15 protein-coding genes are annotated in these 20,487 nt (G+C 66.8%); 6 read left to right on the plus strand and 9 right to left on the minus strand.

All coding sequences use genetic code 11. The annotated features are described in order from the left end of the window. Window positions 1–101 precede the first annotated feature (101 nt). From ruvB to ilvA, 7 genes are all read right to left on the minus strand, one after another. A complete protein-coding gene (ruvB, locus tag H6A21_RS00215) occupies window positions 102–1,178 on the minus strand; it encodes a Holliday junction branch migration DNA helicase RuvB (protein WP_204559705.1) in 1,077 nt (358 codons plus the stop codon). Continuing rightward, a complete protein-coding gene (ruvA, locus tag H6A21_RS00220; protein WP_204559585.1) occupies window positions 1,178–1,795 on the minus strand; it encodes a Holliday junction branch migration protein RuvA in 618 nt (205 codons plus the stop codon). Before ruvA ends, ruvB begins: the two co-directional genes overlap by 1 nt. Next, window positions 1,792–2,316, minus strand: a complete 525-nt coding sequence (gene ruvC / locus H6A21_RS00225; protein WP_204559586.1) for a crossover junction endodeoxyribonuclease RuvC — start codon at window positions 2,314–2,316, stop codon at window positions 1,792–1,794. Before ruvC ends, ruvA begins: the two co-directional genes overlap by 4 nt. 132 nt (window positions 2,317–2,448) lie before the next feature. Next, window positions 2,449–4,434, minus strand: coding sequence for a nitrilase-related carbon-nitrogen hydrolase (locus H6A21_RS00230; RefSeq protein WP_204559587.1), 1,986 nt, complete (start codon window positions 4,432–4,434; stop codon window positions 2,449–2,451). Window positions 4,435–4,629: 195 nt separating this feature from the next. Further along, the gene (locus H6A21_RS00235; RefSeq protein WP_204559588.1) at window positions 4,630–4,989 is read right to left on the minus strand and encodes a desulfoferrodoxin family protein; all 360 of its coding nucleotides are present in this window, start codon (window positions 4,987–4,989) and stop codon (window positions 4,630–4,632) included. A gap of 217 nt (window positions 4,990–5,206) precedes the next feature. After that, window positions 5,207–5,680 carry a universal stress protein gene (locus tag H6A21_RS00240; RefSeq protein WP_204559589.1) on the minus strand — a complete coding sequence of 158 codons (474 nt, stop codon included), beginning with the start codon at window positions 5,678–5,680 and terminating at the stop codon, window positions 5,207–5,209. 140 nt (window positions 5,681–5,820) lie between these two features. Next, complete coding sequence (gene ilvA, locus H6A21_RS00245; protein WP_204559590.1) at window positions 5,821–7,041, minus strand: threonine ammonia-lyase; 1,221 nt, start codon at window positions 7,039–7,041, stop codon at window positions 5,821–5,823. Window positions 7,042–7,324: 283 nt separating this feature from the next. On the opposite strand from ilvA, the gene H6A21_RS00250 reads away from it, so the two are divergent. The 5 genes from H6A21_RS00250 (at window position 7,325) to ilvC (ending at window position 13,834) form a co-directional block, all read left to right on the plus strand. After that, complete coding sequence (locus H6A21_RS00250) at window positions 7,325–8,122, plus strand: ABC transporter ATP-binding protein (RefSeq protein WP_239462522.1); 798 nt, start codon at window positions 7,325–7,327, stop codon at window positions 8,120–8,122. Between the two features lie 385 nt (window positions 8,123–8,507). After that, a complete protein-coding gene (gene ilvD / locus H6A21_RS00255) occupies window positions 8,508–10,172 on the plus strand; it encodes a dihydroxy-acid dehydratase (RefSeq protein WP_204559592.1) in 1,665 nt (554 codons plus the stop codon). After that, complete coding sequence (gene ilvB / locus H6A21_RS00260; RefSeq protein WP_342636014.1) at window positions 10,169–12,253, plus strand: biosynthetic-type acetolactate synthase large subunit; 2,085 nt, start codon at window positions 10,169–10,171, stop codon at window positions 12,251–12,253. Before ilvD ends, ilvB begins: the two co-directional genes overlap by 4 nt. Then, entirely contained in the window at window positions 12,250–12,735 is a 486-nt protein-coding gene (ilvN, locus tag H6A21_RS00265; protein WP_204559593.1) for an acetolactate synthase small subunit, read from the plus strand. The genes ilvB and ilvN overlap by 4 nt, the downstream gene beginning before the upstream one ends. A gap of 103 nt (window positions 12,736–12,838) precedes the next feature. Then, window positions 12,839–13,834 (plus strand): ketol-acid reductoisomerase, encoded by a 996-nt coding sequence (gene ilvC / locus H6A21_RS00270; RefSeq protein ID WP_204559594.1) that lies wholly within the window; start codon window positions 12,839–12,841, stop codon window positions 13,832–13,834. A 437-nt stretch (window positions 13,835–14,271) separates the two neighbouring features. On the opposite strand, the gene H6A21_RS00275 is transcribed toward ilvC, so the two are convergent. Next, a complete protein-coding gene (locus H6A21_RS00275; protein WP_204559595.1) occupies window positions 14,272–15,537 on the minus strand; it encodes a hypothetical protein in 1,266 nt (421 codons plus the stop codon). Between the two features lie 559 nt (window positions 15,538–16,096). On the opposite strand from H6A21_RS00275, the gene H6A21_RS00280 reads away from it, so the two are divergent. Then, window positions 16,097–16,324 carry a hypothetical protein gene (locus tag H6A21_RS00280; RefSeq protein WP_204559596.1) on the plus strand — a complete coding sequence of 76 codons (228 nt, stop codon included), beginning with the start codon at window positions 16,097–16,099 and terminating at the stop codon, window positions 16,322–16,324. A gap of 288 nt (window positions 16,325–16,612) precedes the next feature. On the opposite strand, the gene dnaE is transcribed toward H6A21_RS00280, so the two are convergent. Further along, on the minus strand, window positions 16,613–20,419 hold the full coding sequence (dnaE, locus tag H6A21_RS00285) for a DNA polymerase III subunit alpha (protein WP_204559597.1): 3,807 nt from the start codon (window positions 20,417–20,419) through the stop codon (window positions 16,613–16,615). Window positions 20,420–20,487 lie beyond the last annotated feature (68 nt).

Raw genomic sequence — 20,487 nt, forward strand, 5'->3', positions numbered from 1 at the left:
AACTCGACCGGCTGCGTGCAGCTCGCCCGCAGCCGGTCAATCAGAAACCACAGAGAGGTCCATACAAGTTGTTAAGCGAGCCACCCGCGCGCCCCGCAGGCTTACGCGCCGCTCGGCATCTCCACCCCGAGATGGTCGAACGCGGCCGACGTGGCCACGCGGCCCTGCGGCGTGCGGACGATGAGGCCGCACTGCAGCAGATAGGGCTCATAGACGTCCTCGAGGGTATTGGGGTCCTCGCCCACCGCGCTCGCCAGCGTCGTCAGGCCGACGGGACGACCGCGGAACGTCTTCACGAGCGTCTCCAGGATGCGGATGTCCATCCAATCGAGGCCGAGCTCGTCGATCTCGAAGAACTCGAGCGCTTCGCGAGCGATCGGGTAGTCGATATGCCCCTCGCCGCGCACCTGCGCGTAGTCGCGCACGCGCTTGAGCAGGCGGTTCGCCAGACGCGGCGTGCCACGTGAGCGCGAGGCGATCTCGCAGGCCGACGCGCGGTCGATCTCCACGCCCAGAATCGTCGCCGACCTGACCACGATGTCCGCAAGGTCCTCGATCGAGTAGTAGTCGAGGCGAAACGAGATGCCGAATCGGTCGCGCAGAGGACCGGTCAGCATGCCGGAGCGGGTCGTGGCGCCCACGAGCGTGAAGTGCGGGATGTCCAGGCGGATGGAGCGCGCGGCCGGACCCTTGCCGATGACGATATCGAGCGCGAAGTCCTCCATCGCTGGATAGAGGATCTCCTCCACCTGCCGGTTCAGGCGATGGATCTCGTCGATGAACAGCACGTCGCCCGGCTGGAGGTTCGTGAGGATGGCCGCAAGGTCGCCGGTGCGCGCGATGGCCGGGCCGGAGGTCGTGCGGATCTGCGCGCCCATCTCGTTGGCCACCACCGTGGCGAGCGTCGTCTTGCCGAGGCCCGGCGGGCCGGAGAAGATGACATGGTCCAGGCACTCGCCGCGCGACTTCGCCGCCTCGATGAGCACCTTCAGGCCCTGCTTGATATGGTCCTGCCCGCAGTAGTCCTCCAGGCGCTGGGGGCGAAGCGAGCGCTCGACATCCAGGTCCTCGGAGGTGAGGTTGCCCGTCACGAAGCGCCCCGTCTCGCTCGAGGCGTCGGCGGCACGGCTCGCGGGCGAATCGGCCCACAGGTCAACAGATGAATCGGCTTCCCACATCATGCATCCATCCCCAACCGCTTCAAGGCGGCCGCAAGCAGCTCCTCGACGCGCTGGGCGCCGTCGAGCCCGTCAAGCGCAAGATCGGTCTCCTGGGGCGTGAAGCCCATGGAGAGCAGCGCCGCGCGCGCATCGTCAAGCGCGGACGGCGCGGGACCGGCGCCGAGCGGCAGCTGGCCTGCCGCCGGGACGTCTGCCGCCAAAAGGCCGTGGTCCTTCGCGAACACGCTCTTCAACTCCAGGATGAGGCGCTGGGCGGTCTTCTTTCCCACGCCGGGAACCGTCGCCATGCCCTTGTCGTCTTCCGCCATGACCACGGTGTAGAGCTGCCCCACCGTGAACTTCGACAGCACCGCGAGCGCCAGGCGCGGGCCCACGCCCGAGACGGCCACGAGCCTGTCGAACATCGTGCGTTCCTCCTTCGAGGTGAACCCGAAGAGCGTGAGCGCGTCCTCCCGCACCTGCAGGCGCGTGTAGAGCCGGCAGGCTTGGCCGAGGGCGGGAAGCGATGCGGCGGTCGTGCCCGAGATGCCGATATCGAACCCGACGCCGCCCACATCGAGCACGGCGGCGCTCGGCGAGGCCTCGACGAGGGTGCCGCTAAGCTGGGTGATCATGAGTAGCCGTTTCCCCTTTCCTCTACATAGGACCAGCCGGACAGTGCGCCGGTGCGGCGCTGGTTGGCATGGCAGATGGCGCACGCGAGCGCGTCGGCCGCGTGGTCGGGCCGCGGGTCGTGATCCAGATGGAGCAGGTTGCGCACCATGTACATGACCTGACCCTTGTCAGCGGCCCCGGTGCCCACAACCGCCTGCTTGATCTGCATCGGCGTGTATTCGCCCACCTCGACGCCGCAGAGAGACACCGCCACGAGCGCCGCGCCGCGCGCATGCGCGGTCGGGATGGCGGAGCGGACGTTCGCACCGAAGTAGACGCCCTCCACCGCCGCCTCCCGCGGCCGGTAGCGTTCCACCACCGCCGTGAGATCGTCGGCGATATGGCGCAGACGCACGGCGAGATCGCTACCCGCCGAGGTCTGGATGCAGCCGTAGGCCCGGCAGCGCACCTCGCCCCGGCGCTCCTCGACGATGCCCCAGCCCGTATTCGCCAGTCCGGGATCGATACCCAAGATAACCATGAGCACCTCCCCCTTTCGCGCCCCGTCTCGAACATCTGTTCTACTCTATCATGGGGACCTGCGGCACGCAAGCGCAGGGCTGCGCGCAGGCGGCGCAGCGCCTCACCTCATCGCACGCCGATAGCGCGCCGATCAGTTCTGCGAGAAGAAGGGGTAGTGGTGCACGGCGCCGCCCGACGGCGGAGCGGCGGGGCCGGCGCCCCCCATCTCATCCTCGCCCGCGGACTCCATCATCTGGCGCAGCTGGCTCTCAAAGCGCATGGCGCTCTCGCGCATGCGGCGCTGGCCCTCCTCGCTCATGAGCTCCTGCTGCTGATCGGGGGAAAGTCCCAGAAGATCCCCCAGAAGGCCCAAGATCTCGCCGCGCACGCGCTCACCGTGCTCCTCGCCGAGCTCCTCCAGGCGCTCCTGCTCCGCCGCGACGAACCCTTCCAGGCTCAAGGGGTCCTCGCCGCCGCGGCCCAGGTCAGACCATCCGAGCGTCGCCGGCCAGACGCGCTCGCTGAAGCTCCGCTCCGAGACGAAGGGGGTCATCGGCAGCGAACGGCGCCGCTGCTCGCCGCGGCGCGTCATGAGCATCAAAAGCGACACCGCCTTAGGACTGATCGCCGACAGCGGGATGTCCTCGAGCGTCTGGTTGCGGTCGACGTGCGCCTCGAGCGCCCCATCGATCTGCGCGGGCTCGAGACGGGCGAAGATCTGTGCGATGCGCTCGCGCGCGATCGGGTCGCGCCCCGCCACGTCGGCTGCATCGAACAGGATGCGGTCCATGCTCTGGCGAATCGAGGCGAGCGAGATGAGCCCGGCTGGAATTGCGGCGGAGGTGCGGCTGCGGTAGCGTGCGAGGAACTCGAGGTAGGTGAGGTACACGTCGCCGAACGGCGCCACGAGCGCGAACGGGGCGCCGGCGCGCACGCAGGCGTCCGGGGCGATCGCGGCGTCGGTCTTCGTGAGCGCCGTGACGATGCAGGCGTCCAGCTCGTGCGCCACGTCGGAAAGGTACAGCGCGTCGATACCCGCGCGCAGGCGGCCCGCGTCGCGGGCGGGCACATCGCGGTCCATCCACCGCGACACATCGCCCTGCGCGCGCTCGACGAGCCGGATGCCGAGATTCGCCGCGAGCTGGCGCACCCGCTCCATCCGCTCGCACTCCGCCGCCTCCTGCTGGGGTGTGAAGACCTCGGAGCGCTCGAACGCGACGCCGATGACGTTGCGCGACCCCACGGCATCGACCGCGAGCACGGCGAGCAGCGAGGACGGAAGGTCGCCCTCGAGCGCCATCGCGATACGCGGATAGCCGTTCGCCTCGACGGTGTCGCGCAGGTGCAGGCGCAGCGCCTCCCACACCCATTCCTCTCGCTGAAAGCTCGGCAGCTCATGGGTGTCGATCGCCGGCACGACGCTGCCGCGGACGACCTCCTGCACGAGCAGGTCCTCCTCGAAGCAGGGCGATGCGGCGACCACGCGCCCCGCCTCGTCCATCACAAACGAGCCGCCCGTGTAGACCACGTCGTCATAGGCGCCCACCGGGGCCATGTACGCCAGCCAGACGCCCGCACGCGCCGCAGCCTCGGAGAAGTAGCCGTCCGCCACGGCCGCGACCGCGCTCGTCTGCTCGTTTTGGGCGTTGAACCCACCCAAGGGCAGGTAGACGGCGACATCGCAGCCGCGCGGCAGCTGCGGGAGGTCGCGCTCGAGCTCGAGCACCACCGCGACGCGCGCGCCGTCGATATCGAACACCGGTGACTCCCAGGTGCCGACGTCGAGGTTGCCGTGGCGAACCCCGATCAGCGAGCGCAGGGGCACGACCCGGCCCTCGCGCACCAGGAACGTCTCGAGAAACGGCGACGGGCCGATGGGCACGATCGCGGGCACGAGGCAGGAGATGTCGGCATCCTCCAGGCGCTCGGCGAGCGCGCTCAGGCAGCGCAAGAGGTCATGCAGGTAGTTGGGGTACTCGATCAGCGAGGTCGGCTGCATGCCGCAAAACATCGGGGTCGGGCAGCAGAGCAGCTGCGCACCCTGGCTGGAAGCCAGAACGGCCTGATCGCCGATGCGCGAGCAGATACCTTCGATATCACCCAGGCGCACATCGATCTGCGCGAGCGCAAGTTTCATCGCGAGTCTCCTCGATCCGTCGTTTCCTCCCCCATGATACCCGTCCGCGCGCCGGCATGGCGTCAAACACGTCGCCCGTCCGCGGCGGATGTCGCGGACGGGCGAGAACGTCCCGTCATGCACGGGGAATATGCCTCCCGCGCGCCTCAGGCGGCACGCGGGCGACGCGCGGTATCGGGAATGCCCCGAGCTTCCTTAGAAGTTCGCGCTCCACAGGCCGTGCAGGTTGCAGTAGGCGTACACGGTACCGGTCTTCACGCCGCCGGCGAAAAACGTCGCAGGCGTCTGGCCGGGCTTCAGGTAATGGATCTCCAGGCGGCCATCGGCCTCGAGCGCGATCCACTCGATGTAGTGCTCCTCGGTCATGGGGTGCTCGGTGGAGCCGACCTTAGCGAAGACGATGTGGCCGTCGCGCTGGAGCTCGACGGCGGGGACGTGCTTCTCGGTCGCCGCGTCGGTCGTGTTCGCCTCGAGCGCGGTGAAGCCCTCGGGGGCCTTGCCACCCTTCACATCTGCCAGAAACGCGCCGTTACCGTCGGTGTAAAACGTTGCCATGATGCTCTCCCATCTATGTGCTCGCTCAATCATGTTCTTGAAACGTGGCTTATTATGCCCAGCCTGATGCTGGGGCATACACAGGCGCCCTAAAGCCCACAAGCGCCATACCCGGACCCCAAGACAAAGCCGTCCGCCCGCAGCGAACGGCCGCGGGCGGACGAGGAGGATGGGGGCGTCTGTGATGCCGCCGCCCCAAGGGCGGGAGCTTTGCGCGCTACTTGACGGTGAGCACGGGCACGTCCACCGAGCGCAGCACGCCGAAGCTCACGCTGCCGAGCATGCCGCGCAGGGCGCCCAGGCCGCGGCGCCCCATGACCACCAAGTCGATGGAATGGTCCGCCACGTATTCGGCGATGCCCTCGACCGGCGCGGATGCCGTGCGGACGACAACGTTCACCTTGCACTGGGCGCCGTCGCGCGCGTCTTCCACCACACGCTCGATCTCGCTGCGCGTGCGCTCGACGAGAGCGCCCATCATGTTGTCGTACTCCATGAGGCTGCCGGTGTCGATGGGCGTGTCGAAGGCGCCGCCCACGAGCGAGGGCGCGGGCACCGCCCCGGCGCCGACGATCATCACGACATGGATCTGGGCGCCGGGATCGTCGCCCACCATGCCGAACGCGATGTGAAGCGCGCTCGTCGCGTGTTCGGACTCATCGTAGGGAACCATGACGTTCTTGAAGAACATAGCCGCTCCTTTCCCTTGTCATGAGAGCCTCACCAGAGGTATACCCGCCCGCGCGCACATGCGCGCCCGCCCGCCGGCAATGGCCCGTTTCGGCCGCCGACCGGCACGAGGCGCCGCGGCTGCGACGGGAAGCGGCACGCCTACAGCATGGTCTGCTCGAGCTGAGGGGCGAACCCCGCCTGCTCGAGGGCAGCGATGATCTGCTGCTTGTGGTCGGTGCCGTAGGCCTCGATGGTCACGCGCAGCTCCACCGCGGCGTTGCGGTTCGTGCTCACGAACTGGTTGTGTTCGAGCTTGATGACGTTGCCGTTCTGCTCGGCGATGGCGCTCGCCACGCGCACGAGCATGCCCGGGCGGTCGGGCAGAAGCACGCTCACGGTGAAGATACGGTCGCGCTGGATGAGGCCGTGCTGGACCACGGAGCTCATGGTGATGACATCCATGTTGCCGCCCGAGAGGATGGACACCACGCGCCGGTTCTCCGCCGGCAGGTGCTTCAGGGCGGCCACGGTCAGAAGGCCGGAATTCTCGACGATCATCTTGTGGTTCTCCACCATGTCGAGGAACGACACGATGAGCTCGTCGTCGGGCACGCAGATGACGTCGTCGAGGTTGTTCTGCAAATACGGGAAGACCGCATCGCCCACCTCGAGCACCGCCGTGCCGTCGGCGATGGTGTTCGCCGTGGGGATCTTCACGGGATGGCCCGCCTCGAGCGCCGCGGTGAGCGAGGGGGCGCCGGCGGGCTCCACGCCGATCACGCGGATCTTCGGGTTGTAGAGCTTCGCGAACGTGGAGACGCCGCAGGCAAGGCCGCCGCCGCCCACGGGCACGAGGATGGTGTCGACGAGCGGCAGCTCCTGCACGATCTCCATGGCGATCGTGCCCTGGCCCGTGGCGACCGTGGGGTCGTTGAAGGGATGGATGAACGTGTAGCCGTGCTCGGCGGCGAGCTCGAGGGCGTGGTCGCAGGCCTCGTCGTACACGTCGCCGTACAGCACGACCTCGGCGCCGTAGCCCTTGGTGCGCTCGACCTTGATGAGCGGAGTGGTCGTGGGCATGACCACCACCGCCTTGGCGCCCGCACGCGCTGCGGCGAAGGCCACGCCCTGCGCATGGTTGCCGGCGCTCGCCGTGATGATGCCGCAGCCGAGCTCCTCGGGCGTGAGCGTGCTAATCTTGTAATAGGCACCGCGTACCTTGTAGGCGCCGGTGCGTTGCATGTTCTCGGGCTTGAGGTACACGCGGTTGCCGGTCAGCTGGCTGAAGTGCGGGCTCTCGACGAGCTCGGTTTTCTGGGTGACCTCCTTGACCTTCTCGGACGCCTCCTCGAACGCATCGAGCGTGAGCATTTCCGCCATGGCTTCCCACCTTTCATCGTGCAGCGTGTACTTTTTTATGGTAAAGCAGCATAGCAGATTCCCCCGACAGCGCGCCTGCAGAAGCGAGGGTCTCCCCGGCTGCCTACCGTTCGGGCGCGCAAAGGGAGAACCGCGTCCGCCCGCCCCGCGACATCCGGAGCCGGTCAGCCCCGGAGAGGCGCCCGCGCGCACGCTAAATCAATGTTTCGCCTCTTTCCCGGGCGCCCGCGTTGGCGTAGCATGACGCGGATTGACTACACGCCCGCGACATATGGAGGATGCCATGGAGACCGCTGCCACACCGCTGTTCCAGCTGCGCGATGCAAAGGTGGTCCGCGGCGGGCGAACGATTCTCTCCGTGGACCACTTCGACCTCGCCGAGGGCGACCACGTGGCGCTGCTCGGCCCGAACGGCGCCGGCAAGTCGACGTTCATCCAGCTGCTCACCCGCGAGGTGTTCCCCCTGCACCGCGACGAGCCGCCCGTGCGCTTCCGCGGAGCTGCGCGCCCGCAGCTCTCCGAGATAAAGCAGGCGCTCGGCATCGTGTCGGCCACCATGCACGACCAGGTGCGCGTGCACCTGCCCGCCCTCGAGATCGTATGCGGCGGCCTGTTCGGCACCCTCGGTCTGCCACAGCGCACCGCCGTCGACGACGCGGCGCGCGGGCAGGCATACGACGCGATGGAGCGTCTCGGCATCGCCGAGCTCGCCGACCGGGACGTCATGACGCTCTCCACCGGCCAGGTCCGCCGCGTCCTCGTCGCGCGCGAGCTCATGAGCGACCCGAAGATCCTCATCTTTGACGAGCCATGCACCGGCCTCGACCCGGAGGGTATGTACCACGTGCGCAACACCATGCGCTTGCTCGCCGACGAGGGCCGCTCGATCGTGCTGGTCACACACTACCCCGAGGACATCATCCCCGCCATCGACCGCGTCCTGCTCATCAAGGATGCCGCCATCGTGGCCGACGGTCCCAAGGCGGAGCTTCTGCGCGGCCCGGCCATGTCTGAGCTGTTCGGCGTGCCGCTCGAGGTCGACGAGCACGACGGCTGGTACTCCATGCGCGGCCGCTACTGATTCTGTGCGTGTCCTCATCGGGGACACGCCGTTCGCCGAACGAATGGACGCTTCTGCCGACTAAAGTGTTTCGTGCGGATTTCGTCCTTGCGTCAGATTCGTTGCGGGGCGATACTCGAAAAACTTAGGAAATGCGACGACAGGGCGAGTACCGGACGGGCGCACCACAGCGAGCGGGAAGCGTGAGAACCCGCGGCGTGCGGTCGGGAACATACCCTCGAGCAGCTCGGCAGAACACGTGCCGGCCCGGCGGGAGATCCCCGCGCGCGGCCCGGTGCGCAACTACGCCGCGCCGGACGCCACCGTCATCGGCATCCCGCAGGGCATGCACCCTCGCCTTCGCACATCCTGGTGAAGCAAACCGCACGACGCGAGGGGGAATCGGATGCAGCTGCGAAGCGATGCCATCAAGAAGGGGCTGGCGCGAGCGCCCCACAGAAGCCTTTTGAAAGCCGACGGGCTCACCGACGAGGAGCTCGAGCGGCCGCTCGTGGCGGTCGTCTCGGCCCAAAACGAGGTCATCCCCGGCCATATCCACCTGCAGCAGATCGCCGACGCCGTCAAGGCGGGCGTGCGCATGGCCGGCGGCACGCCGCTGCAGATCAACACCATCGGCGTGTGCGACGGCATCGCCATGAACCACGAGGGCATGCGCTACTCGCTCACGAGCCGCGAGGTCATCGCCGACTCCGTCGAGTGCGCCATCCAGGGCCATCAGTTCGACGCGATGGTGCTCATCCCCAGCTGCGACAAGATCGTGCCCGGCATGCTCATCGCCGCGGCGCGCCTGAACATCCCGACCATGCTCGTGTCCGGCGGCCCCATGCTCGCCGGCCGCGACAAGTGCGGGCGCGAGACCGACCTGAACAGCCTGTTCGACGCCGTGGGCCAGGTGACCGCCGGCACCATGACGCCCGAGGAGTGCGCCTGGCTCGAGAACACCGCCTGCCCCACCTGCGGCAGCTGCTCGGGCATGTTCACGGCGAACTCCATCTGCTGTCTGGCCGAGGCGCTCGGCCTCGCGCTTCCCGGCAACGGCACCGTGCCCGCCGTGTACTCCGAGCGCATCCGCCTCGCCAAGCGCACGGGCATGAAGGTGATGGACCTCGTCCGCGAGGGCACCTGCGCCCTCGACATCCTGAACGAGGCCTCCGTCTACAACGGCATGGTGCTCGACATGGCCTTCGGCGGCTCCACGAACACGATGCTGCACCTCACGGCCATCGCGCACGCCGCCGGCTGCCCGGTGACGATGGAGGACTGGGACCGCGTGTCCGACAAGACCCCGAACATCGTGCGCATCGCGCCGGCCGGCCCCCTGCACATCGAGGACCTGAACGCCGTGGGCGGCATCCCCGCCATCATCGGCGTGCTCGGCCGCGCGGGGCTTCTGCGCGAGGACGCCCGCACCTGCCACGGGAGCATGGCCGACTGGATCGCCGAATGCCCGGCGGCCGACGGCGAGATCGTGCGCGAGGTCGACAACGCCTACTCCCCCATCGGCGGCCTCAAGGTCATGCGCGGCAACCTCGCCCCCGACTGCGGCGTCGTGAAGCGCAGCGCCTGCGCCCCCGAGATGTACGCGCATTCCGGCCCGGCGCGCGTGTTCGACAGCGAGGAGAGCGCCTGCGAGGCCATCCTCGGCGGCAAGATCAACCCCGGCGACGTCGTCGTCATCCGCTACGAGGGTCCGGCCGGCGGCCCGGGCATGCGCGAGATGCTCACGCCCACGAGCGTCATCTGCGGCATGGGGCTCGACAAGTCCGTCGCCCTCATCACCGACGGCCGCTTCTCCGGCGCGAGCAAGGGCCCGTGCATCGGGCATGTGAGCCCCGAGGCGGCGGCCGGCGGCCCGATCGCGCTCATCGAGGAGGGCGACATCATCGATATCGACATCGAGGCCGGCACGCTGAACGTGCGCCTCACCGACGACGAGCTGGCAGCGCGCCGCGCCGCCTGGCAGCCTCCCGCACCCAAGTACACGACCGGCGTGCTCTCGCGCTACGCGAAGCTCGTCACGAGCGCTGACAAGGGGGCCTACCTCTCATGAGTGACACCACCCGCGCCCAGGGCGCCCTCGCCGGCAGCCCGCGCACTCCCGACATGCCCGACGACATCCGCCAGCACGCCTGCACGAGCGCCGCGGCCGGCGCCTACCAGGCGACCGACATGAGCCGCGAGGCCCGGCTCGCCCGCAAGCAGCGCGCCGTATCCGGCGAGCCGTTCGGTCCGGGCAGCCATACCGACAAAGAGGGCCAGACCATGACCGGCGCCCAGGCCATCATCGCGAGCCTCGAGGCCGAAGGCGTCGACACGGTCTTCGGCTACCCCGGCGGCCAGGCCATCAAGATCTACGACGCCCTCTACGACTCGCACAAGATCCGCCACATCCTCGCCCGCCACGAGCAGGGCGCGGTCCACGAGGCCGACGGCTACGCGCGCGCCACCGGCAAGGTGGGCGTCGCGCTGGTCACGAGCGGACCGGGCGCCACGAACACGGTCACGGGCATCGCCACGGCCTACATGGACTCCGTGCCGCTCGTGGTCATCTCCGGCCAGGTGACGCGCGGCGTCATCGGCACCGACGCGTTCCAGGAGGCCGACATCGTGGGCATCACCATGCCCGTCGTGAAGCACAGCTTCCTGCTACAGTCCAACGACGACCTCACGCACACGTTCCGCGAGGCGTTCTATATCGCCGCGACCGGCAGGCCCGGCCCCGTGCTCATCGACGTGCCCTCCGATCTTGCCGGCGAGCAGATGGTCTTCCACTACCCCGACAAGATCAGCATCCCAAGCTACCGACCCACCTACAAGGGCAACGCCAAGCAGGTGAAGCAGGCCGTCGAGCTCATCTGCCACGCGACGCGGCCCCTGCTCATGGTCGGCGGCGGCGTCGTGTCGTCGCATGCGTGCGACGAGGTCGTCGAGCTCGCCGAGACCATGCAGATCCCCGTGGTCACGACGCTGCTCGGCAAAGCCGCCATGCCCTGCTCGAACCCGCTGAACCTGGGTCCGGTGGGCATGCACGGCTCCAAGTACGCCAACATGGCCGTCACCGAGTGCGACCTCATCATCGCCGTGGGCATGCGCTTCTCCGACCGCGTGACCGGCAAGCTCTCCGAGTTCGCGCCGCATGCGAAGGTCATCCACATCGACATCGACCCGGCCGAGATCGGCAAGGTCCGCGACCCGCAGGTCCCCATCGTGGGCGATGCGCGCGTCGTGGTGGCGGCCATCAACGACCGCATCGCCAAGATCGGCGCTGCGCCCGTGAGCCAGAAGTGGGTCGAGACCTGCCTCGGCTGGCGCGAGCGCTGGCCGTTCTACACCGCCGACTTCGAGGACTACCCCGACCGCATCGCGCCCGAGATCGTGCTCGAGCGCCTCTCGGCCAAGCTCGACCCGCACGCGAGCGTCGTCACCACCGAGGTCGGCCAGCACCAGATGTGGGCGCACCAGCATATCCATCGCGAGGAGTCCCGCACCTTCATCTCGAGCGGCGGCCTGGGCACCATGGGCTTCGGTTTCCCCGCGGCCATCGGCGCCAAGATCGGCCGGCCCGACTGCCAGGTCGTGTGCGTGGCGGGCGACGGCAGCTTCCAGATGAACGTGCAGGAGATGGCGACCGCCATCGGCAACGGCGCCGCCGTGAAGGTCCTGCTGATCGACAACAACGCCCTGGGCATGGTGCACCAGTGGCAGCGCCTGTTTTACCACGAGCGCTACTCCTGCACCGAGTTCACGGCGAACCCCGACTTCGTGAAGCTCGCCGAGGCCTACGGCTGGGCCGCCGAGCGCATCAGCCGCCCCGACGAGATCGACGCCGCGCTCGACCGCATGCTCGCCGCCGACACCCCCTACCTGCTCGACGTGGTCATCCCCACGGCGCAGACCGTCTACCCCATGGTCGCGCCCGGCGCCGCCATCGATGACATCATCGGCGCCATCGACGTGACGCTCGGCGGCGTCCGCGTGACGGAGAAGGGCATGAGCCCCGCCGGCGAGCACGCGGGGACCATCGCCGAGCCCGCACCGCTCACCGACCACGACGCCGACACGCGCATCGCCGGCGCGACCGCCGACATCGTCGCAGATGAATCCGTCTCGAAGGGAGGCGATCGGGCATGAAGCACATCCTGTCCGTTCTCGTCGAGAACAAACCCGGCGTCCTCTCGCGCGTGACCGGCCTCGTGTCGCGCCGCGGCTTCAACATCGATTCGCTCACGGTGGCTCCCACCGAGGACGTCACCATGAGCCGCATGACCATCATCGTGGATGCCGACGAGGTCGGCTACGAGCAGATCACCAAGCAGCTGCACAAGCTCGTCAGCGTCTTCAAGATCTCGGACCTCACCGACACCGACGCCATCGAGCGCGAGCTCGTGCTCTTCAAGGTCATCGCTACGCCCGAGCGGCGCCACGAGATCATCGAGATCGCGAGCATCTTCCGCGCGAACATTGTGGATGTCGGCAAGAACTCCCTCACGGTGGAGGCCACGGGCACGGCGAGCAAGCTCGACGCGCTCGAGGACCTTTTCCGCAGCTACGGCATCCGTCAGCTCACGCGTACCGGCAAGATCGCGATGTCGAGGGGCGCGAGCGACCGCTAGCGCATTTGTTTCAACCCCGTGCCGCGCCCGCCCGCACGCGGATGCGCGACGCGCGGCTTCTTACTCTGGTTACAACGGCCACGGACATCGAAGGAGAACAACAATGGCTGTAACGATCTATTACGAGAGCGACTGCAACCCCCAGGTGATCCAGGACAAGAAGATCGCCATCATCGGCTACGGCTCCCAGGGCCATGCCCATGCGCTGAACCTGCTCGACTCCGGCTGCGACGTGCGCGTCGGCCTGCGCGAGGGCTCCAGTTCCTGGGCGAAGGCCGAGGAGGCCGGCCTCAAGGTGTGCGACATGGACACCGCCGCCGAGGAAGCCGACCTCATCATGATGCTCGTACCCGACGAGACCCAGCCCAAGGTCTACGAGGAGCACATCGCCGCGCACCTCAAGCCCGGTGACACCCTCGCCTTCGCCCATGGCTTCAACATCCACTACGGCTACATCAAGGCTCCCGAGGACGTGAACGTCATCATGTGCGCGCCCAAGGGCCCCGGCCACATCGTGCGCCGCCAGTTCGTCGAGGGCTCCGGCGTGCCCGATCTCGCCTGCGTGGCGCAGGACGCCACCGGCGACGCCTGGGATATCGCGCTCGCCTACTGCTGGGGCGTGGGCGGTGCCCGCTCCGGCATCATCAAGGCCACCTTCAAGGAGGAGACCGAAGAGGACCTCTTCGGCGAGCAGGCCGTGCTCTGCGGCGGCCTCGTCGAGCTCGTGAAGGCCGGCTTCGAGACCCTGACCGAGGCGGGTTATCCGCCCGAGCTGGCCTACTTCGAGTGCTATCACGAGATGAAGATGATCGTCGACCTCATGTACGAGAGCGGCATCCACTTCATGAACTACTCCATCTCCAACACCGCCGAGTACGGCGAGTACTACGCCGGCCCGAAGATCATCAACGAGGAGAGCCGCAAGGCCATGAAGCAGATCCTGGCGCGCATCCAGGACGGCAGCTTCGCCCAGGAGTTCGTCGACGACTGCAACAACGGCCACAAGTGGCTGCTCGAGCAGCGCGAGAAGATCAACGAGCACGAGATCGAGAAGACCGGCGAGAAGATCCGCTCCATGTTCAGCTGGATCAAGAAGTAAGCGCCCCGCTGCATCTACACGGTGAGCCCATCGCCCGCAGAAAGCCCCGCCTGCGCTCAGTCCGAGCGCGCAGGCGGGGCTTTTCCATGTAGAGCGGTGGCGTCCGGACGGCAAAGTGACGCTTGTTGCGGCGGCACGGGCAGCGATGCGCCCTTACACGCGTGCTCGCGGTGCCGATTTGCAGGATTTCCGCGCATCGGAAACGAGGAGGTCCCACTTTCAGTACTTTTTTCGCCACCGTCCGAGTACACGCGCTTGAACCATTTTTGAGTAAGCCTCTGACCTGCGGTTTTGTTGAAGCGATTGTGCCCCATTGCGCCGGCCACTCGAGCAGGCGCTGAAAAAGTACTGAAAGTGGGCCCTCCTCGTTTGCAGGTACCCATGCAACGGACAAAGCGGTCACTCAGCGCAGCTTCGAACGGTGATGCGCCTGGCATTTAGCCCTCAGCCCGCACCAGCCGATCGCTCTCAGCGGCGGATACGGCACACTTGGCGGGCACCGTACCGCTCGCCATCGCCTCATGCAGGTCGCGCGGCGTCCAGCCGTTCAGATGCCAACTCGGCAGCGCCTCCTCGAGCGCGACGAGCAGATCGAGCAGCTCCTTGACGTCGAACGTGCAGGAGAACAGACCGAGCTCGCGCGCCGTCTCCATCATGTTGCAGGGCTGCGCCGAGCGGTTGCGCTCCGAGATCAAGCGCTCGAGGGTCTCGTCGGCATACGTGAAATCATCCTGCTCGTCGGGAACGTGCGCATCGAGCCAGGTGCGCATGGCCCGCGCCTCGGGCAGCTGCAGCTCCCATCCCCTGGGCCCCCGCGTGGCGACGGCCGGATCGATACGGCCGGGCTCTTTGATAACCCCTTTGGCTCGCGCGCCGAGAAGCGTCTGGATGAACTCGTCGCGCGCCTTAACCTCAGCTATGCGATACGTCTCGTAGTCGATCGCGGGCTCGTAGCGATATATCCACGCGGCGCCTGCCCGATACGGCGCCACCTTCGCATGCCACCTCATGCGCTCCTGCGCCAACGTCTCCACGGCCGTATCGGTCAGATCGTACGCAACGATATAGCCTTTCGCATCGATGATGTCCTTCGGCCAGCATCCGTGCTCGATGCGGCGGATGCCGCAGCTGTCGTTGAGCAGCGACCACGTGCCCTTCTTGATGGCTTCCAGAACATCGTGCACGGTCGGTTCGAACCCGAACAGCTCCTGACAGCACGGCGCGACATCGGCGACGCGCGCCACGCCGAAAAACTCCTTGAGGGTCGCGATGGCGAGCGGGATCTGCCAGGTGCGATCGCGCTCGCGCTCGATTGCGGCAAGATCCACGGCAGCCGCCGCCTGGGCGATCTCGGGCGGCATGAAGGCGCAGTAGGTGCCGTCGAGGTAATACATCCAGACAAGCGGCTCGAGCGCCTCGATCGCATCACGGCGCACATGGTCGTCCCCGGTGAATGTGAACGTGGCGTCAGGCTTGCCGAGTAGAAGCTTGAAACCCGCGAACTGCGCGTTGCTGCAGGAGCGCAGTTGCGCCTCGATCGCGCGGGACAGCCCGTCTGAATCCGCAAGGACGCGCTCGACGATGCGCTCCTTGCGCAGGGCCGAGATGCGCGAGAGGCCCATCGTTCGTGCAAAGGCGACCAGCCGGTCTTTCCGAATGTTTGCAATCAGGTCGCCAAGCGCGTGCGAGGGAAACTGCTTCACAACGCGGACACCCTGCGGGACCCGGTATCCGTAGCCATAGGATCGAAACCCCGTCCCGATCGTCTCGTACCTGAGCGGCTCTCCATGCGGGTGGATGGTCCTCTTGTGCTCTTCAAGCTTCTTTTTCCGCTCCTCCCCATCGAGACCCGCCAGGGCCCCGCGGTGAATGCCCACCGGAAGCCCGTAGCCAAGCGAATCGCATCTAGCCCTGTCGCCCCGGTTCGTGTCCCTACGATGCATCGCGTCTCTCCCTTCTGTTGCGGATGTACGCGCACGACGCGCGCGTCTGTTGTACGCACCCGCCCCGACAGATGCACGCGCAGCGTCTGGCAGACGCACGACCGCACCCCTGCTTGCATCTGACACCATTCGGAACGGCCGAGGGTGCAAGCCGCGTCCGGGCATGACGGCATACCCCTCATCGAGAGGCTGCCGTCCCCGCATCTTGAAAACGCCACGACGGGATGAGATGTGCGGCGGCACCGCACCGCATTCGCTCGCGTGCCAACAAGGCCTGACAATGGATATTCGACCCGTATCCCACATGAGAAGGAGAACGATGCTCGGCACGACCCGCACCCGAGTGGGAAAACGCTTGGCGCACGCAATCGCCATCGCCGCACTCGCCTCGATCACCCTGGGCGCGGGCACCGCCTGGGCCGCAGAGCCCGAGGGCTTGGTGGAGCGAGACGGCGAGCGCTATATCGACGACGCTCACGGCGATATGCCCGGTTGGATGCACTTCGACGAGGTCACGGGCGCGGTCACCTACGGCCCTCCGGCGTAGACGGCAAACGCCGCGCCAAGGCGCCCCCTCCTCTGCATCCACGAGGTCTTTCGGCGGCGGTATCCTGCACGTCTCGTTGACGAGCAGGGCGAGCGACCTCTCGACGAAACCAAGTCGGTCGGTTTGCTCCGATGAAAGATGCATGTGCGAACCTCGCTGCCGCCTATCGCGTACCGCCAGCCTATCGCGGCACGCACGGCGTTTTGCGAAGCGATGCGCAAGATACGGAAAGGACCCTGTCGCACGAATGCGGCAGGGTCCTGCAACGAAGCGCGTGTGGCGCTCAGCCTACACCACGGTCACGCGTCCGCGGTTGCCCACGATGCCCTTCACCTCGGCGAGCAGCGGGATGCTGCGCGCGTTCACCCGCGTGGGGATCTCAGCGCGCATCGTCTGGCCGTCAGCCTGCTCGATGAAGAGCTCCACACGGTCGCCGCCCGGGTTCGTCGAGAGGATCGTGGCGAGGCGCGCCATGTTCCCCTGGCTGAAGCGCGAGCTCGGCACCATGATCTCGAACACCTTCGGGCGGTTGTTCTCCTCGTTGAGCTCGAGCGGCAGGATCTCCTGAGCGATGATCTGGTCGCCGCGGTCGCTGCGCTCGAGCTTGCCGCGCACGCGGATGAACGCGTCGGAGAGCACCGCGCCCGTCTCGGGGTCGGTCTCGCCGTAGAGGTATCCCTCGCACTCCTTGTAGGTCTTCGGGAACACCACGACCGTGGCCTCCCCTTCCATGTCCTCCAGGGTGACGATGGCCATGGGGTCGCCGTTTTTCGTCACGCGCTTGCTCACCTCGGAGACCATGCCGGCGAACCAGAACGGCTTACCCTCGGGAATCTCCTGGTTGATGGTGCCCTCGCCCGCCGGGTTCGCTGTCTCGAAACCGGTGTCGATCTGCGACAGCGAGAACTCGCGCGCCTTGGCGAGCGCGTACTCGAACGGGCGCAGCGGGTGGTCGGACACGTAGATGCCCAGAACGTCGCGCTCGGCGGAGAGCTTCATGTGGCGGTCCCACTCCTGACCATCCGGCTCGGGCACGACGACTTCGAATCCGGAGCCCTCCACGTCGCCGAACACGTCGAACAGCGACGTCTGGCCGGCTGCGCGGTCCTTCTGGCGCTTCGCCGCGGCGTCGATGATGTTCTCCGGGTTGTTCTTGTCCACGAAGTGCATGAGCTGGCGGCGCGGGTAGCCGGTCGCATCGAAGGCGCCTGCCTTGATGAGCGCCTCGATGACGCGGCGGTTCGCCTGGCTCGAGTCCACGCGGTCCACGAAATCGTGCAGGTTCTTGAACGGGCCCGACGCCTCGCGCTCGGCGATGATCGCGTCGGCCACGCCCTCGCCCACGCCGCGGATGCCGGCCAGACCGAAGCGCACGCCCTCGGCCGTCGCCGTGAACTCGCGGCCCGACTCGTTCACGTCAGGCGGCAGCACGGGAATGCCGTCGTGGCGGCACGCTGAGACGTAGTGCACGATCTTCTCGGTCTTGCCGGTGTAGGAGGTCAGAACGGCCGCCATGTACTCGTGCGGGTAGTGCGCCTTCAGCCACGCGGTCTGCATGACCAGGATGGCGTAGCCGGCGGAGTGGGACTTGTTGAACGCGTAGGACGCAAACTCCAGAACATCGTCCCAGATCTTCTGCGCCGTCTCACGCTTGTAGCCGTTCTTCTCGGCGCCGTTCATCCAGTGGTCGTAGATGGTCTCGTCCTCGCCGTCCGACCAGTTGAAGACCTGCTCGGTGAGCATCTTGATCTTCTTCTTGGCCACGGGCTTGCGGATGCGCGAGTCGGACTCGCCCTTGGAGAAGCCGCACATCTCGACCGAGATGTTCATAACCTGCTCCTGGTAGACCATGGTGCCGTAGGTCTCGCCCAGGATGTCATCCAGACGCGGGTCGTAGGAGACGGCGGGCTCCTTGCCGTTCATGCGGTTGATGTAGGAGGAGACCATGCCGGCGCCGAGCGGGCCCGGGCGGTACAGGGCAATCAGAGCGACCACGTGCTTGTACTCGGTCGGCTTCATGTTCTTGATCGTGGCCGTCATGCCGGCGGACTCGATCTGGAACACGCCCGCGGTGTGGCCGTTCTGCATGAGCTTGAAGATCTCCGGATCGTCGAAGGGGATCTTGTCCACATCGATGTCGATGCCGAAGTTGCGCTTGATGTTCGCCTTCGCCTTGGAGATGACCGTCAGCGTGCGCAGGCCCAGGAAGTCCATTTTGAGCAGGCCCATGTCCGCCACCGTATGGCCTTCGTACTGGGTGATCTCCACGCCGCCCTTGGTGTCGAGCTTCGTCGGCACGTGCTCGTTCACCGGGTCGCGGCAGATCAGCACGGCGCACGCGTGCACGCCCTCGCCGCGCGTCAGGCCCTCGATGGCGAGTGCCGCGTCGATGATGCGGCGGGCGTCGTCATCTTTCTGGTAGGCCTCGGCGAAGTCGGGGTTGTAGAGATCCTCTTTGCCCTCGACGCGCGTGAGCACCTGCTTCAGCTTGACGGAGGGGTCCGACGAGATCATCTTCGACAGGCGCTGACCGATGTAGACCGGGTAGTCCAGCACGCGCGCCGCGTCGTTGATGGCCTGCTTGGCCTTGATGGTCGAGTAGGTGATGACGTGGGTGACCTTCTCGGGGCCATAGAGCTGTCGTACGTGCTCGATGACCTCGAGACGCCGCTCATCGTCGAAGTCCATGTCGATATCGGGCATCTCGGAGCGCTCCGGCGACAGGAACCTCTCGAACATAAGGCCGTTCGACAAGGGGTCGAAGGTGGTGATGTCCATCGCGTAGGCGACGAGCGCGCCGGCCGCCGAGCCGCGGCCCGGGCCGACGCCGATGCCGTTTTGCTTCGCCCAGCGTACGTACTCAGCCACGATGAGGAAGTAGGCCGCGAAGCCCTTCTCGCAGATGACCTTGTACTCGTACTCGAAGCGCTCGGAGACGTTCACGCCGCCGATGACCTGCTCGCGCCAGTCGTCGCCGTAGCGCTTGGCCAGGCCCTCCTCGCACTCGCGGCGGAACTGGCTCTCATGGGTCTCGCCGGGGTCGAGCAGCGGGTAGCGGGGCAGAATGATCTTGCCCCACTCGAGCTCAACGTTGCACTTCTCCGCGATCTCGAGCGTGTTGTCGCAGGCCTCGGGGCAGTACGGGAACAGCGCCCGCATCTCCTCCTCGGTCTTCATGTAGAACTCAGAGCCCTGCATGCGCATGCGGTTGGGGTCGTCGACCTTGGAGTTCATGCCGATGCACATCATGATGTCCTGCACCGGCGCGTCGTCGCGCGTGAGATAGTGGAAGTCGTTCGTGGCGATGACCTTGACGCCCACCTGCTCGGCGATGCTGATGAGGGCGCGGTCGAGCTCCTCGTCGGTCATGCCCGAGTCGGTCGTGATGCCGTGCTCCTGGATCTCGATGTAGAAGTTGCCGGGCTCGAACAGGTCGCGAAACGTCTCGGCCCACTGGACGGCCGTGTCGATCTCGCCGCGGTCGATACACTTGGGGATGATGCCGGCGATGCACGCGGAGCTGGCGATAAGACCCTCGCGATGGCGGCGCAGGTTGTCGAGCGTCACGCGCGGCTTGTAGTAGAAGCCCTGCACGGCGGCCTCGGAGACCGTCTGCATGAGGTTGATGTAGCCCCGTTCGTTCTGGGCGAACAGCACCATGTGGTAGAGCTCGGGCTTGCGGTCGCGCGCGAGCGTGTCGTCGGGCGTGAAGTAGACCTCGCAGCCAAAGATCGGCTTGATGACGAGCGGGGGCTTCGTGGCGTCGAGATTGCCCGAGCGGTCCCACTCCTCCATATCCTTCTGGAACTGCGCGAAGCCGCGGGGGTTCTTCTCGGGATCGGGCTGCTCGAGCTCGTCGCGGCGGCCCTTGGAAAGGAAGGACTTGTCGTGGCTCCACACCTTGTACTCCGGCGTGCTGTGGTTCACCGCGTCGCAGGCGAGACCCAGCTCCGGCACACCGTACATGTAGCCATGGTCGGTGATGGCCACGGCGGGCATGCCGAGCTCGACCGCCCGATCGACCATGTCCGAGATGCGCGTGGCGCCATCGAGCATGGAGTACTCGGTATGGTTGTGCAGATGGACGAACGCCATAGCTGATGTGCTCCTCATATACCTTGTCGTTTTGCTCGCCCTGCATTGTACCCCACGGCGCAGACATC

It is taken from the genome of Collinsella tanakaei, assembly GCF_016902615.1.
GTDB classification, from domain to species: Bacteria; Actinomycetota; Coriobacteriia; order Coriobacteriales; family Coriobacteriaceae; genus Collinsella; species Collinsella tanakaei_A.